Source organism: Halomonas sp. LS-001 (genome assembly GCF_052983955.1).
On record NZ_CM129816.1, the window covers coordinates 3,579,004 to 3,593,427 of the forward strand.

The window sequence follows — 14,424 nt, forward strand, 5'->3', positions numbered from 1 at the left end:
AAACGCTTTATTCATCCTCTTGATTCAGCGGCATGTTAGACTGACGTCCATCGCATCATCCGCCGTTTTCTGCACTGCATTCTGGGAGGCCTGTATGCCAGCCACGCACCGTCAGACATTACCCATTGGCATCCAGTCCTTCGAAAAGTTACGCAAAGGCCATTATTACTACGTCGATAAAACGTCCTTGATTCACAACATCGCAGAAACGGGCGGTTATTACTTCCTCTCCCGTCCTCGCCGGTTTGGTAAAAGCCTGCTGCTGGATACCCTGGGCTGCCTGTTCGAAGGCCGTGAAACCCTGTTTGACGGGCTTTATATTCACGACAAGTGGGACTGGCAAACCCGCAACCCTGTGGTGCGCATCAGTTTTGGCAGTGGCGTGTTGCAAAGCCGTAAGGAGCTTGATGTACGCATCCGCGAGCAGCTGCGCACCGAACGTGAACGGCTCGGGCTGACGCTTGACCATGACACTGATATTGCCGGCGAGTTTGAAACCTTGATTCGCCAGGCCCATGCCCAGGCAGGCCAACGGGTGGTGGTACTCATCGACGAATACGACAAGCCAATTCTGGATAACCTGCTCAATGTTGAGTTAGCCCGCGAACTGCGCGAGGGGCTGAAGAACCTATACAGCGTGCTCAAGGACGCCGACCCACACCTGCATTTCGTGCTGCTGACGGGCGTTTCCAAATTCAGCAAGGTCAGCCTGTTTTCGGGGCTTAATAACTTTAGGGACATCACCCTTTCTTCCGACTATGCCGCCATCTGCGGTTATACCGATCACGATATTGATACGGTGTTTGCAGCGGAGCTCCCCGGCCTTGATCGGGAAGACATCCGCCGCTGGTATAACGGCTACCGTTGGGGCGGGCGGGAAGTCACAGCGGTTTATAACCCCTTCGATGTGCTGCTTCTGCTGGAAGAGCGCAAATTCAGCCCCTATTGGTTCGAAACTGCCACGCCAACGTTTCTGGTTAACCTGCTGAAAGAACGCGGCGTGTTTACTCCCCAGTTAGAACACTGGGAAACGGAATACGAGCTGCTCAGCCAATTTGATGTCGATGCCATCAGCTCGGATGCCCTGCTGTTTCAGGCCGGTTATCTAACGATCAAGAATATCGAAGAGCCTATCGTGGGCTATCGCCAGTACACCCTGGGGTTTCCTAACCAGGAAGTGGAAACCAGCCTGAACCAGGCGCTGCTGCCTTCGCTGGGTGTTGACGACATTCCAAAACAACGCCGTACCCTGTTTACGGTATTGCGTCAGCATGATCTGGTGGGCTTGGAAGCACACCTGAAAGCCCTCTATGCGGGCTTACCCCACGACTGGTATCGCAACAACCCGATTGCTCGTTACGAAGGCCATTATGCCAGCGTTTTCTACAGCCACTTTGCCGCCCTTGGCGTGGGCGTCACGGTGGAGGATGCCAGCAGCCACGGCAAGGTGGATATGAGCGTCGACTTTGGCGGGCATATCTATGTGTTTGAATTCAAGGTCGTTGAGCAGCTGCCAGAAGGCAAGGCGCTGGAACAGATCAAGGCTAAAGGCTACGCCGACAAATACCTTACAAGTGGCAAGCCGATTCACCTGGTGGGTGTGGAGTTTTCCAGTGTTGAACGGCAGATCGTCGCGTTTGAGGTGGAGACGGTGACGCATTAATCAAACGCTATCCCCCTCCCAACACCAGACTTGTTTAAGGCGTTCTACCGTATGTGACCACTTAGGTGTAGTGGGCTTGCAAACGGTATTCTGATTGCCAAATAACCCCACCTCGCTGAAAGCTGCTTCACGACTGACAGTGTGCAGCCAGCGTACCGGCACCAGATATTCGGCGGTTTCGTCATCATTATTGGCAAAAAGGTGTGGGTAATCTTGCTGACTGAGCATATCAACCAGCCGCTGATACCCTTGCTCGGTCTCCACTTCATGTTGGTCGGCGCGACAACGCTCCCCTATCACTTCACCAACTCCAACATAGCCTGTTTTGGGAATATTAACCCAAACCCGATCGCCCTCTGACAGCATGGCCAGGGTCTTGGAATACCAAACGACACCACCACCGGCAATAAAACCGTACTGACGCGCCAACGCCCAGGGGCGGTCATCACCGAAAGACGCGTAAAACTCGCCGTTCCATGGCTCGCTTTTGGCTTTTTTTGTCATGGGCTGAACCGGCTCGTCCGGGTCAATCATCCAGGCACGGCTGAGGTAACGGTTACCATTATCTTCAAATGCTGAAAAAAACATGGCATTGATAGAAAGCTGCGCATGCGCATTCAGGTAGTTAATAATCCGTTCGCTGCTGGCATCTAATTGCGTAGCCACCACGACCATCTGATGGTTTTCATTGAGCGTGACACCGTCTAGCGAGATACCGAACTTGGCCTCAAAGGCTTCCCCCAGTGTGACGTGTGGGCGTGAATAGCGCTCGGCAAACTGCTGATAAATATCAATCAGCTGATAGTCCGCCAGCGTCACCACCCAGGAGGCATAATCAATCGCCTGAGACACCACATCTCGTGGCGTCTTATCGCGCTTGAGCTCAATGATGATCACCGTGCCGTTGGCATCAATCGCAAGCAGGTCAATAAACTTGTCGAAAACAGTACGAACCTGACGACCGATCAACAGCCAACCCTGGTTAAGGATCGAGACATCTTGCATGATCTGCTCTTCCAGCACGCTTTCATCCGCCAGCCCGGCCGGGCGTAGCTTCTGTGGCAACTCACCTTTGCTGCCTGCGAGTTTCCAGATGCCTTGTTCGATAGCCATCACGGTTCCTTTATCCTATATGGGCATATAAAACTCATTGATAGTAACTCATAAGGGAGCTATGGTTGATATCAACACGGCCCCTATCGGTGAGACTGCCACGCAGTAACATTGCTTAGGGGTTTTTTATTGGTCCTATATAACAAACGTTTTGTGCCGTACCAGCGCCTCAGTCGCCGATAAGACTGGGGCATTTTTTTAGTCTCCCACTTTTTTCTCCCGCTTGGCTTCCACCAAAAAGCTTGTGCGCTTAATCTCCTTCATGTAGCTATTATCTGCTGGGAATACCGTTACGAACTGTTGTGATCACTACGTCAAACACACTGCCCGGTTGCCACACATTGCCCTTATCCGATTAGACCAAGTGCCTAGAAGAAACTTGGTGCAAAGCTAATGGCCTTCTTTTCCATGGCAGCATCCTGCTTGTCTGGCAGGGTGGCATTTATTCCACAAGCTAACGATACTCAGTCAATTTAAGCATCCTGTGCTAGGCTGAAGCTCAGTGGCTGAATGTAGGAGGGCGTTGTGGAGGAAAGGCTGATTTCGACCCTGAGCGGTCATTCCGGGCAAAAGCGGCATGCTGATTCAGCCGTGTTATGCAGCCGGCGCGATGATCGGTGCTACATAGCCGAGATATACTTTATTTTTTTTGTTTTTCAATAAGATAAGAGGTGGGTGAGCATGCGACTGTACATTATTGAATGCGCCTGCGCGCACAAGTGGAATATCAAGCTCGCGGTATAATACCTGTTAGGAAAAAGGGTGTAACATGAAGTGGATTGCAATAAGTCTGAACCTGGTTTTGGTCGTGATGGTGGTTTATCTGTTTGCCACCGAAGGAGCTCCTAGTAAAGATGAACTCTTCCTTGTGGTGATTTTGTTCGCTGCCCCAGTGTCTAGTCTGCTAGCTCTCTTTCTGCGGGGTGGCGAAACATGGATGGGGCTTTATTTTAAGCGCAAAGCTCTCGAAGAAAAGAAGAAGATCGAAAAATTAGGTAAAGAGGAGTGATGTCTAATGCCTAAAAAAACGTTCGTTCGGACGCTAACTACGCTGCGCTTGTTCTGCGCCGCACAGCTTGGCGGTTAGGTTTCGGGTATGAATGAAATGCAGTTCACATTATTAATCGGGTCATTCGCGCGAGGCACAGGTGGGTGTGGTAGCGACATTGATGTGTTACGAATAGGCCATAAAAGAAAAGTCAAGAGGCCAGAAAATATAGATTACAGTCTTCCCATATCATATGTAGACTATGAGTTTTATTCGTTTAATAAACTTCTCGATGAAGGATCGCTTTTTCTATATCACGCATTTATGGAAGGACAGTTACTCGAAGGTGATATCCAGCAATGGAATAAGCTAAAAAAGAGCTTCACTGTTTCAGATGATTTTCGTGATTCTATAGAAGAATACGTTCAAGTATTAACTTATATCGCAGCATATCCTGAATACGAACACTCGCCTGTTCCATACCTTTCAAATATCTTCAAATGCCTAAAGAATATAGGAATATTTAGAATGGCCTCAGTGGGACAATATGATTTTGAGAAGGCTGCTGCATTAATGGCAGGGTGTGGTTTATCTGATCTTGATGCGAAAACATTAATCAAAGCAAATGCTGTATTTGAGCGAGCAACACCTATCACACCTGCTTTAATGAAAGAGTTTAAAGATTCCGCACTAGAATGGAAATATCGACTGAACGACCAAATAGCAAGGATAGAGCATGATATCTGATCCAACAAAGATAAAGCTTTTGGCCGCAGTCAGTGAGCCAAAATCATATTGTTCTGGAGCAAGGCGAAAGCAGTTGCAGGTAACTTTCGACAAAATGCTAGATGAATTGAGCGTGAAAATTTTTGATGAGCCTTGCACTAACAGGATGGTTTTTAGGCAAAAAGTTAACTCACAATCAAGCGACTCAACTGCCGTTAAAGCTCTAAAAAAAATGCTCAAGAACCAAGATCTGCTATTTAGCAAAGATTATCGGGATCATGCAGATGAAATAATAAAATTTTTAAAAAATGATGTAGCGCAATTCCTGGAGGCACTTCGAGGTGACTGAAAAAAATAAAGATATAGCGCTTAAGGCTTGGGAGGTATATCAGGGACTGGCCAAAGGAATGGGTGAAAGTGCATGGAAAATTAGATCGATATGTTTCGCAATGACATCTGCATTAATCGCGTATACATATAATTCTGCAGCACCTCTATTATATGTTCTTGCTTCTGTCGTATGTGTCCTTTTCTTTTTTCTCGAGTCAGGCTATAGAAGGTTGCAAGATCAGTATATTGAGAAATCCATTGCTATCGAACGAACCTTGAATGATTTCATCGCAAACGATGACCATCCGACTTTCCCAGAAAGTATTGGAACAGATGTAGATACACCAACTTTTCCCGGGCTGCTCAGGTTGTTAGCAATCAAAAGAATCATCTTTTGGCTTCCTTATCTCATTTTATTTTTGTTGCCGGTCGCTTTGTATGTTTTTGATATTAAAAAAATCTAACATGGTGATCAAGCGTAAGCTCCTGATGTCGCACCGCTTAGCTTGGCGTTATGAACCAGAACATTCTCAATGCCTGCTTCTGGGCGAAACTAGAATACTTGGGTATAGGTATTATAGAATCAGAGTTTAACTTTTAACAAAGTTATAATGCGCGCTTAACCTATACTATAATTTGCAGATTAATAACTGTTAGTCGAATTGAGGTGAAAATGTATTCAAACAGACATTATAAAAGTTATCCAAATCTTCAGCCTTGGGTGGGTGCAAAGTTTGTTGAAAAGAACGCCAAAAAGCTCCTAGTAATAGGAGAGAGTCATTACTTGCCAAAAGCATCTAACGTTGAAAATAGTAATGAGCACTGGTACGCCAATACTCAAGATAAGCTTACCGAAACTGAGAAGTCTTGGATTAATACTGCTGGTATAATAAAAAACAATATTTCAAAAAATTTCCCTAATAAATCTCATTGGATATATCGAAACGTAGCTAATGAAATTAATAAAAAATTCTTTGGTTACTCAAATTCAGCGGAAATATTCAATCATTTAGCTTTTATGAACTACTTTCAAAGACCCGCTGAAAGGCAGGGTGGAAGTATTCATGTTAGTGCTTTAGATAGGTTAATTTCTGAAAATGTAGTAACAGACGTCATACAAACTCTTCAACCTGAACTAGTTGTTTTTTGCTCCTCGAAAGCAGGTGGTTTAGGCGCTGGTGTGGTCAAGAAATTGGGCTTAGAGTATGCTGTAGCTCCCCACCCAACAAGCCATTGGTGGAACCGAACCGCTAAGAATTACGGTGGTTATGGTAGAGAGGTCATACCTAATTTTTTGGTCAAACATCAGTGGGCAGAATTCGCTTAGCAATGCGTTTAAGAGGGATTCACAACACTCGGTTTTCAGCTCGAATCGGTTAAATTTTTGCATAAAAATATCTCAGGTTAGCCTTAGGCGTTATATCAGCATCACCTGAAAGTCAGCTATTGGCCGAAACCAGCCAGCTCGCTATCCAGCGGATTAGGTCATTGCTGCCTGGCAGCTGGCTGAATGAATGGGAGTGCACTGACAAATGTTGTGTCAAACCTTGTGCCACAAAATGGCTAGAGGTCAATAGCCCTCTTTCCCTAGAAAATGTCTTTCGCGCTTAACTTGGCACGAGGATGACACAGATTTGACACAGCCAAAAAACAAGGGCCTACGAATTAACGTAAGCCCTTGAAATCATTGGCGCGCCCAGCAGGATTCGAACCTGCGACCCTCGGCTTCGGAGGCCATTTTTTGGCTAGCTGAGCAGCGAAAAAGTATTGGCTGCTCAGCGTCGTGCATGCTCATTGGATCAATAATAACAGACACTTAAGTACACAGCAATGTAAGCGCTGCGCTTTTTTGGCACACCGCTTAACACCGATACATCTACGTTTTGATCCGCCAGGCTGGCACAAGCGTGATTTTCAAATGTCCCTTTTTTGGACACTTTTGACCCTCGGCCTCTTATTGCAGCGCTCTCTGGCTTCGTCAGACACTGGTAAAAAACCTTATTCATTCCCTCCATTCAACGGCATGTTAAACTGGTATTCATTAAATTATCAGCCGTTTCTCTGCCCTGCATTCCGGGAGGCCCGTATGCCATCTATTCAGCGTCGCAAGCTCCCCATCGGGATTCAGACCTTCTCGGATATTCGCGAAGATGGCTATTACTACGTCGATAAAACGCCGTTTATTGAAACGCTGATCAATCAGAACAAATACTACTTTCTCTCCCGCCCACGGCGGTTTGGTAAAAGCCTGCTGCTGGATACCCTGGGCTGCCTGTTCGAAGGCCGTGAGGCGCTGTTTGAAGGGCTTTATATCCACGACAAGTGGGATTGGCACACCGAATATCCTGTGGTGCGCATCAGCTTCTCCAACGGTGTGGTCAGCAGCCGCGGGGATCTGGACGCGAATATTCGCTACCAACTGCAGCAACAGCGCCACCATCTGGGTATTGATTCAGCGCCACCCGAAAGGATTGCCGACGACTTTGCCAGCCTGCTTGAAAATGCTCACCGTGACCATGGCCAACGCGTTGTCGTACTGATCGACGAATACGACAAGCCGATTCTGGATAATCTGCTCAACCCTGAACTGGCCCGCGAACTGCGCGAGGGGCTAAAAAACCTCTACAGCGTGCTCAAGGATGCCGACCCGCACCTGCATTTTGTGCTACTGACGGGCGTCTCCAAATTCAGCAAGGTCAGCCTGTTTTCAGGGCTTAACAACCTCAGAGACATTACCCTCTCACCCAACTATGCCGCCATTTGCGGTTATACCGATGACGATATTGATACGGTGTTTGCGCCAGAGCTCCCCGGCCTTGACCGCGAAGAGATCCGCCGCTGGTATAACGGCTACCGTTGGGGCGGGCGGGAAGTCACAGCGGTTTATAACCCCTTCGATGTGCTTCTGCTTCTGGAAGAGCGCAAATTCAGCCCCTATTGGTTCGAAACTGCCACGCCGACTTTTCTGGTGGATGTCCTGAAACAGCGCGGCGTGTTTACGCCAGCACTCAACCAGTTACAGACAGAAGCTGAACTGCTGGGACGCTTCGATGTTGACCACATTGCCACCGAAGCCTTGCTGTTCCAGACCGGCTATCTCACCGTGCATTCAATAGAAGAGCCCATGACGGGTTATTGGCTCTATACGCTTGGCTACCCCAATCATGAAGTGGCCACCAGCCTTAATCAGGTACTATTACCTGCCCTGGGCGTACAAGAGCCTACCAAAGAACGTTTAACGCTGTTGCGTGTTCTGCAACGCCATGACATCCGTGCGCTGGAAGCTCACCTGAAAGCACTCTTCGCTGGCCTTCCTCATGACTGGTATCGCAACAATCCAATTGCCAAATATGAAGGGCATTATGCCAGCGTCTTCTACAGCCATTTTGCCGCCCTTGGCGTGGGCGTCACGGTGGAGGATGCCAGCCACCGGGGGAAGGTGGATATGAGCGTTGACTTCGGCGGGCATATTTACTTATTTGAGTTCAAAGTCGTGGAGCAGCTGCCCGAAGGCAACGCGCTAGCGCAGATCAAGGCCAAAGGCTACGCCGATAAGCACCGCGCCAGCGGCAAGCCCATTCACCTGGTCGGTGTGGAGTTTTCCAGCGTTGAACGGCAGATCGTCGCCTTTGAGATAGAGACGCTGGCACCTTTATCGTAATGCGGTAAAGCTTACAACGGCTCAGCGCTTGAACATATCATCCAGACAATTGGCGAATAGCACGTCACGCATCCAGCCTTTTAGTTGATCATGGTCGGCTTGCACAAGCTGTGCCTCCACCCAGTCAGGTACCTCACCAAACTTAAACGTGAGTTGGGTGCGTACCACCTCGCGTGCTTCAGCTAAACGCCCTTCTTGACGTCCTTCTTGACGTCCTTCTTGCCGCCCTTCCTGACGCCCTTCCTGACGTCCTTCCAGGCGTTCTTTCTTGACCAGGTTTTCTAAATTTTCTGCCAGCATGTCTTTGTCCTCCATCAGGCTGTCGAGCCGTCCCAGATTGACCTCGGCGCCCAGCCGGTACAGGTGCCGCTTGAGCCAGCGGGTAATAATCCGGTCGGTGCGCGCCTTGTTGGGGTCGGCCTGAATAATCGCCACTACCCGATCTACGGCGTTCTGTAGCGCTTCCCAACTTTCTCCGGCGTTTTCTACCCCGAACACACCGCTGAGCGGTGTCTGGCGCAGGCCCAGTTCTTTATCAGTATAGCGCCCTTCGTCAATCAGATAATAGCGCAAGTGGGGTTGATAGACCTGCAGAAATCCCGGCGGTTCCGGCTGCACCATGTCGTAGATATCCAGCGGCGCTGTCCAGGGTTTGGAGCCGTTATACAGCACCACCGGAAACACCGGTGGCAGGCCCTGGCTGGGCGTGATGACCTTCTGCTTGAGCAAGTCGCTATAGAAGCAGGCCACATAGTGCATCAGCCGAATCGGCATGCTGCGGTCAACCGCTGATTGGAACTCAAGCAGTATGTAAAGAAACACCGGCTGCGTTGTGCCTTCCCGGGTCACGTCCACCGACCACACCACGTCTTCGATTTTTTCCTCGAACAGCGGCGTGATGTAATGGCCGTTTCTTTTCTCAAGAGTGGTGAAGTCCATTAAACCGGTAATCTCGACAGGTGCAAAGCCCTCCATCAGTTGCTGAACGAACTCGGGGTGGCTGAACAGTTCCTTGTAGCCGGTATCGTGGTGGTGAGTCGCCATAACGTGTCCCTGTTAATCGTATCGCGCCAGAATACCATGGCGGGTAATAATCAGCAGCGCACTGCAGAGGCGTAAGCCCTTATCACCACGCTACCGACGGGCAAGACAACCCTCTGCCTTCCCTGCACGTCAATGCAGCAACGTCCGTGTTGCTGCGTCGGTTGAGAGTGTTATTTCCTGGCGTGAGCGAGTCTACGTGACACAGACTTTTGAACACCCTCATTTTTTATTAAAAAACTTAAATATATAAGAACTTAAAATCCACCCACCAACGACTAGAGCTATCCCACCTGGGATTACTCGCTCGTTTCCTAATGTCATACCTTTTATTTCACCGCTTATCAGCACACTTACACCTAAAACCGTCAACAAAGTTCCAAGGCAAAGATTTTCTCTACCGTTCCTTTTATTATTTTTCATCGCCCCAACTCCTCTGGGCTTAATTCTTTCCCAAAAATATAGCCTCCCACCCCAGATTTATTTGGAGAAGGAGTCCCTGGCAAAGCACTATCAATAAAATCAATTACTCCCTGCTGGACCTTGGGGTTAGTCACTACCGCAGCCGCCCCAGGCGACACCGCCGTTAATTTACTTACACCCATCAGGCTGAGGTGATTCACAAGCGCGGGAGCCGCAGCACCAGCTGCAATGAATGGTGGTGCACCCAAGGCGGCTGAAGCCGCTGGTAAGCTAATGTCATTACGAAGAGCTCCCTGCAATCGCAACCCATCTGCTTTTGCTGGATCTTGCGTAAACCCGGACATCGCGGACGGGAATAGTGCGCTGATCATGTCAGGGCTCATACGATGTTGCCTCAGAATTTGTTGTGCCTGTTCTGCCCGTGCAATATTAGCTGGATCAAGCGTCCATTCAACCCCCTGCAGGGCCGCCACATAGTCGTTCAGCTGGCGGGCAATCAGTTGATCCGTCAGCTTAGCACCGAGTTCTTTACGAACACCTGGATCGTATAATCTTTCAAATGTTGCGGTGATCACGTCAAGTGGATTGGGCGCTCTAGACCCAAAAGTCTCAGTCTGGCTTAGCTTGTACGCTTCACTGCACTCGCCTCCCATTACCGAGCATTCACGCACAAGGGCATCTTCCTGCAGCACGTTTAACAAATGGTGTTCAATCACTTCGCGCTTCTGCTCTTCGCTGAGACCTGCGTAACTTTCTGTCCGTAAACGCTCCAGCTCTTCATTCAAAGCCCGCGTGGTCAGATAATTATTCATTACCTCATTAAACGCCGCAGCGCCACCCCGGCTACCACCGGTGGCTGCACCGGCGGCGGTGCTGACCATGGCCGTGAGGCCGTCGGTGAGGGTGTCGTCAAGGCCGGCGTTTTTTAGGGCGCTGGCAACTGCCGGGGCGCTGAGGGTGCCGACGGCAGCGCCTGTGGCACCTCCCGTACCACCCGTCAGTGCGCCGATGGCAGTGTGAGCCGCGAGGCGTTTGGTGCCGTTTTCACCCCAGTCGCTTTGTAGCTGATCGGCCTGGGCATTGAGCTGTGCGGCACGTTCGCTGTCGCCTGCGGCTTGGGCTGCGTCGGCTTGCAGGCGTTTGAGTTGCGCTTCTTCGATCCTGGTCTGGGCGATATTACCGACCAGTTGACTGGCCTTTGACCCAAATTCCTGGGTAATGGTGGCCTGGGCCTGCACGTCTTTTCTGGCGTTATCGGCATCGAAGATCGGGGCTATGCCGCTTTCTGCATCGCCGGTGCGGGCGTCTTGATTGCCTGCCAGGCCGCTGATGGCAGCAATGGCGGTGCTGCTGGCGTCGCCGTCGTCTTGGCCGGTGCCGATGCCGGAGAGGCCGGTGCTCCTTTCTCCGCTACTATTTCCACCACTATTTCCACCACTGCTGAGGCCAATGCTAATGCTTTCCGCATCGAAAGTGGCGCGGTTGTCGAGGTCGGTGAGGGTAAGCGCGCCGCTTTTCAGGGCATCGCTGGCGCTTTGTCCGGCGGTGGTGAAGGTGTTGCGGTCTTCATCAATCGCGGTTTGGGTGCTGGTGATGGCACCGCCATCGAGGGTGGTGGTGCCTCCCACGTTGACCTGGAAGCCGCCGTCGCCAGCGCGTAGGCCGCTTTGCTGGTTGACGCTCTGGAAGTCGCTATCAACCTTCGTGCGGCTTAGGTCAAGGTTGAGAGAGGCTTGACCGCCGGTCAGCGGAATGCTGGCACCGAAGCCGCTGTTTGAGTGGCGTTCGTTATGGACCGAGGTGTCCTGCAGGCTTTCAATGGTCAGGTCGCCGCCGATGTGGGTGGCGATGTTGGGGGCGCTGACCACCGCGCCTTTGATGGCGGTGTCGCCGCCGCTGGTGAGGATGACCTGATTGCCTGCGCTAACCTGGGTGTTGTTGTAGAAGGTGCTGTCACCGTTGCCGTGACCCTTGGCGCGGCTGGCATCCAGGTTGAGGGCAATGCCATTCGTGCCGATGCCCAGGCCAATACTGCCACTGCTGCTGTTGTGGCTATCGCGCTGGGAGACGCCATCGGCACTGGCCAGCAGGTGGATATCCTCGGCGGCGTTGAGTTGGAGCGTATCACCGGCGTCCAGCTGGCTGCCTTGTACGGTGATGTTGCCTTCGCCCTCTCCTTTGCCCTCTCTCAAGCCCAGTGCATGAATGGCGAGATTGCCACCGGCGGTGATCGTCGAGCCGCGGGCGGTGTTGCTGCTCGCTTGACTGTTGCTGCGGCGTTGGCTGGAACCCAGGCTGATGTTGAGGCTGAGGTCGGTGGCGTTGCCGTTTGTTATCTGCTGCTGAATATCCTTCACTGCCAGGGCGGTGTTGGCCGCTGCCAGGGCTTGCATCCGCGGGTTGTCGGTATTGCTTGCCGCGTCAACCTGGCCCTTGATGCCCTGGGCGCTGTCCATCACGGGGTTGCTGAGGGAGAGGCTCAGGCCGCTTTGTTTGAAGCGCTGTTCCGTCCGGCGGCTGCTGGTCTCGCGGCCTTCCAGGATATTGACGGTGTTAGCCCTGATCAGGATATCGCCGCTGGGGGCCAGCACGTCAGAACCGATCTGGGTGTAGGTGTCACCCGCGGTGAGGGTGACGTTGCCGCCGATGCTGCCCACGGTGGTGGGGGCAACGAAGGTGGCGGTATTCGTCGCATCGGTCATCTGCCGTTGGCTGCCGAGGTTAATGCCTAACCCACCGCTGAACAGGCCACTTTTTTTGCTGCGGTTGAAGTGGCTGTTGCTCAGGATGTTTTGTTCGGCATCCAGCGTGAGATTGCCCCCGGCATGCATACCCAGATCCTGGTCAGCGACGATATTGGCCCCGCTGACGCGGATGTCTTCCCCACTGATAAGGCTGACCGTCTGGCCGCCAAGCTCGGTGGCCAGTGCCTGGGTGCTGGCATTGCGGGTGCGCGTGGTACGGGTGCGACTGGAGAACAACCCGCTGCTACGGGTTTGGTGCCCTTCGGCCAGGCTCTCGGTACGCTGCCCAGCTTCCAGGGTGATGTTGCCGCCAATGGCACTCAGGGCCAACGCCCCCTGAGCATCAACGCTGGCGGCGCGCAGGTTAATATCCTGCCCGGCGGTGAGGCTTACCGCCCCGCCGCCGGTGATCACACTGCCGATCTCTTCACTGCTGCTTTGGTGGTGGTAGTTGTTGGCATCCCAGTTGAGTTCGTGGCGTTGGCCAACCTCCAAAGTGTCCAGGTTGATATCGCTGCCTGCCGTGAGCTGAGTCACGCCACTGCCGATATTATGCAGCTCGGCAGCGGTGAGGTTGCCAGCCGCCCGGTCGACCTTGCAGGCTGAAAGATGCTAGCGCTTGAACATATCACCCAGACGATTGGCGAACAGTACATCGCGCATCCAACCTTTCAGCTGGTCATGGTCGGCTTGGGCGAGCTGTACCTCTACCCAGTCAGGCACCTCACCAAACTTAAACGTGAGTTGGGTGCGTACCACCTCGCGTGCTTCAACCAAGCGCCCTTCCTGCCGCCCTTCTTGCCGCCCTTCCTGACGTCCTTCCTGACGTCCTTCCAAGCGTTCTTTCTTGACCAGGTTTTCTAAATTCTCTGCCAGCATGTCTTTGTCCTCCATCAGGCTGTCGAGCCGCCCCAGATTGACCTCGGCGCCCAGCCGGTACAGGTGCCGCTTGAGCCAGCGGGTGATGATCCGGTCGGTGCGCGCCTTGTTGGGGTCGGCCTGAATAATCGCTACTACCCGATCTACAGCATTCTGCAGCGCTTCCCAACTTTCCCCGGCGTTTTCTACCCCGAACACACCGCTGAGCGGTGTCTGGCGCAGGCCCAGCTCTTCGTCAGTGTAGCGCCCTTCGTCAATCAGATAATAGCGCAAGTGGGGTTGATAGACCTGCAGGAATCCCGGCGGTTCCGGCTGTACCATGTCGTAGATATCCAGCGGCGCTGTCCAGGGTTTGGAGCCGTTATACAGCACCACCGGAAACACCGGTGGCAGGCCCTGGCTGGGCGTGATGACCTTCTGCTTGAGCAGCTCGCTGTAAAAGCAGGCCACATAGTGCATCAGCCGAATCGGCATGCTGCGGTCAACCGCTGATTGAAACTCCAACAGAATATACAGAAACACCGGCTGCGTCGTGCCTTGCCAGGTAATGTCCACCGACCACACCACGTCTTCGATTTTTTCCTCGAACAGCGGCGTGATGTAATGGCCATTGTGTTTCTTGAGCGTCGTGAAGTTCATTAACCCCGCGATCTCTGCGGGGGCGAAGCCTTCCATCAGTTGCTGAACGAACTAGGGGTGGCTGAACAGTTCCTTGTAGCCGGTGTCGTGGTGGTGAGTCGCCATAACGTGTCCCTGTTAATCGTATCGCGCCAGAATACCATGGCGGGCGATAATCAGCAGCGCACTGCAGAGGCGTGAGGCCTTTATCACCACGCTACCGCCAGGCAAGACAACC

13 protein-coding genes are annotated in these 14,424 nt (G+C 52.0%); 8 read left to right on the plus strand and 5 right to left on the minus strand.

Features of this window, described 5'->3' with window-relative positions:
• The first annotated feature begins 94 nt into the window (after window positions 1-94).
• Window positions 95-1,663: an ATP-binding protein gene (locus ACU6TU_RS15875; protein WP_447142339.1), complete on the plus strand. Its 1,569-nt coding sequence runs from the start codon at window positions 95-97 to the stop codon at window positions 1,661-1,663.
• On the opposite strand, the gene ACU6TU_RS15880 is transcribed toward ACU6TU_RS15875, so the two are convergent.
• The gene (locus ACU6TU_RS15880; RefSeq protein ID WP_447142340.1) at window positions 1,664-2,776 is read right to left on the minus strand and encodes an endonuclease NucS domain-containing protein; all 1,113 of its coding nucleotides are present in this window, start codon (window positions 2,774-2,776) and stop codon (window positions 1,664-1,666) included. It abuts the gene before it with no gap.
• Window positions 2,777-3,545: 769 nt separating this feature from the next.
• Between ACU6TU_RS15880 and ACU6TU_RS15885 the strand changes: the two genes are divergently transcribed.
• The 6 genes from ACU6TU_RS15885 (at window position 3,546) to ACU6TU_RS15910 (ending at window position 8,481) form a co-directional block, all read left to right on the plus strand.
• The gene (locus ACU6TU_RS15885; RefSeq protein ID WP_447142341.1) at window positions 3,546-3,785 is read left to right on the plus strand and encodes a hypothetical protein; all 240 of its coding nucleotides are present in this window, start codon (window positions 3,546-3,548) and stop codon (window positions 3,783-3,785) included.
• A gap of 87 nt (window positions 3,786-3,872) precedes the next feature.
• Window positions 3,873-4,511 (plus strand): hypothetical protein, encoded by a 639-nt coding sequence (locus ACU6TU_RS15890; protein ID WP_447142342.1) that lies wholly within the window; start codon window positions 3,873-3,875, stop codon window positions 4,509-4,511.
• Complete coding sequence (locus tag ACU6TU_RS15895; protein ID WP_447142343.1) at window positions 4,501-4,839, plus strand: hypothetical protein; 339 nt, start codon at window positions 4,501-4,503, stop codon at window positions 4,837-4,839. Before ACU6TU_RS15890 ends, ACU6TU_RS15895 begins: the two co-directional genes overlap by 11 nt.
• Window positions 4,832-5,284 (plus strand): hypothetical protein, encoded by a 453-nt coding sequence (locus ACU6TU_RS15900; protein ID WP_447142344.1) that lies wholly within the window; start codon window positions 4,832-4,834, stop codon window positions 5,282-5,284. The genes ACU6TU_RS15895 and ACU6TU_RS15900 overlap by 8 nt, the downstream gene beginning before the upstream one ends.
• A 209-nt stretch (window positions 5,285-5,493) precedes the next feature.
• Window positions 5,494-6,147: a hypothetical protein gene (locus ACU6TU_RS15905; RefSeq protein ID WP_447142345.1), complete on the plus strand. Its 654-nt coding sequence runs from the start codon at window positions 5,494-5,496 to the stop codon at window positions 6,145-6,147.
• A 759-nt stretch (window positions 6,148-6,906) separates the two neighbouring features.
• Entirely contained in the window at window positions 6,907-8,481 is a 1,575-nt protein-coding gene (locus ACU6TU_RS15910) for an ATP-binding protein (protein ID WP_447142346.1), read from the plus strand.
• 21 nt (window positions 8,482-8,502) lie between these two features.
• Here the strand turns inward: ACU6TU_RS15910 and ACU6TU_RS15915 are convergent, their stop codons facing one another.
• The 4 genes from ACU6TU_RS15915 to ACU6TU_RS15930 form a co-directional block, all read right to left on the minus strand.
• On the minus strand, window positions 8,503-9,525 hold the full coding sequence (locus ACU6TU_RS15915; RefSeq protein WP_447142347.1) for an Rpn family recombination-promoting nuclease/putative transposase: 1,023 nt from the start codon (window positions 9,523-9,525) through the stop codon (window positions 8,503-8,505).
• A 219-nt stretch (window positions 9,526-9,744) separates the two neighbouring features.
• Complete coding sequence (locus ACU6TU_RS15920; RefSeq protein WP_447142348.1) at window positions 9,745-9,945, minus strand: hypothetical protein; 201 nt, start codon at window positions 9,943-9,945, stop codon at window positions 9,745-9,747.
• Complete coding sequence (locus ACU6TU_RS15925; protein WP_447142349.1) at window positions 9,942-13,226, minus strand: hemagglutinin repeat-containing protein; 3,285 nt, start codon at window positions 13,224-13,226, stop codon at window positions 9,942-9,944. The genes ACU6TU_RS15920 and ACU6TU_RS15925 overlap by 4 nt, the downstream gene beginning before the upstream one ends.
• Before the next feature lie 75 nt (window positions 13,227-13,301).
• Window positions 13,302-14,243: an Rpn family recombination-promoting nuclease/putative transposase gene (locus ACU6TU_RS15930; RefSeq protein WP_447142350.1), complete on the minus strand. Its 942-nt coding sequence runs from the start codon at window positions 14,241-14,243 to the stop codon at window positions 13,302-13,304.
• 21 nt (window positions 14,244-14,264) lie between these two features.
• On the opposite strand from ACU6TU_RS15930, the gene ACU6TU_RS15935 reads away from it, so the two are divergent.
• Window positions 14,265-14,387, plus strand: coding sequence for a hypothetical protein (locus ACU6TU_RS15935; protein ID WP_447142351.1), 123 nt, complete (start codon window positions 14,265-14,267; stop codon window positions 14,385-14,387).
• The last annotated feature ends 37 nt before the right edge of the window (window positions 14,388-14,424 follow it).

Excerpts from the sequence above, each read along its gene's own strand:
- ACU6TU_RS15875 (WP_447142339.1), top strand. The coding sequence starts at position 95 with ATGCCAGCCACGCACCGTCAGACATTACCCATTGGCATCCAGTCCTTC.
- ACU6TU_RS15880 (WP_447142340.1), bottom strand. The coding sequence starts at position 2,776 with ATGGCTATCGAACAAGGCATCTGGAAACTCGCAGGCAGCAAAGGTGAG.
- ACU6TU_RS15885 (WP_447142341.1), top strand. The coding sequence starts at position 3,546 with ATGAAGTGGATTGCAATAAGTCTGAACCTGGTTTTGGTCGTGATGGTG.
- ACU6TU_RS15890 (WP_447142342.1), top strand. The coding sequence starts at position 3,873 with ATGAATGAAATGCAGTTCACATTATTAATCGGGTCATTCGCGCGAGGC.
- ACU6TU_RS15895 (WP_447142343.1), top strand. The coding sequence starts at position 4,501 with ATGATATCTGATCCAACAAAGATAAAGCTTTTGGCCGCAGTCAGTGAG.
- ACU6TU_RS15905 (WP_447142345.1), top strand. The coding sequence starts at position 5,494 with ATGTATTCAAACAGACATTATAAAAGTTATCCAAATCTTCAGCCTTGG.
- ACU6TU_RS15910 (WP_447142346.1), top strand. The coding sequence starts at position 6,907 with ATGCCATCTATTCAGCGTCGCAAGCTCCCCATCGGGATTCAGACCTTC.
- ACU6TU_RS15915 (WP_447142347.1), bottom strand. The coding sequence starts at position 9,525 with ATGGCGACTCACCACCACGATACCGGCTACAAGGAACTGTTCAGCCAC.
- ACU6TU_RS15920 (WP_447142348.1), bottom strand. The coding sequence starts at position 9,945 with ATGAAAAATAATAAAAGGAACGGTAGAGAAAATCTTTGCCTTGGAACT.
- ACU6TU_RS15930 (WP_447142350.1), bottom strand. The coding sequence starts at position 14,243 with ATGGAAGGCTTCGCCCCCGCAGAGATCGCGGGGTTAATGAACTTCACG.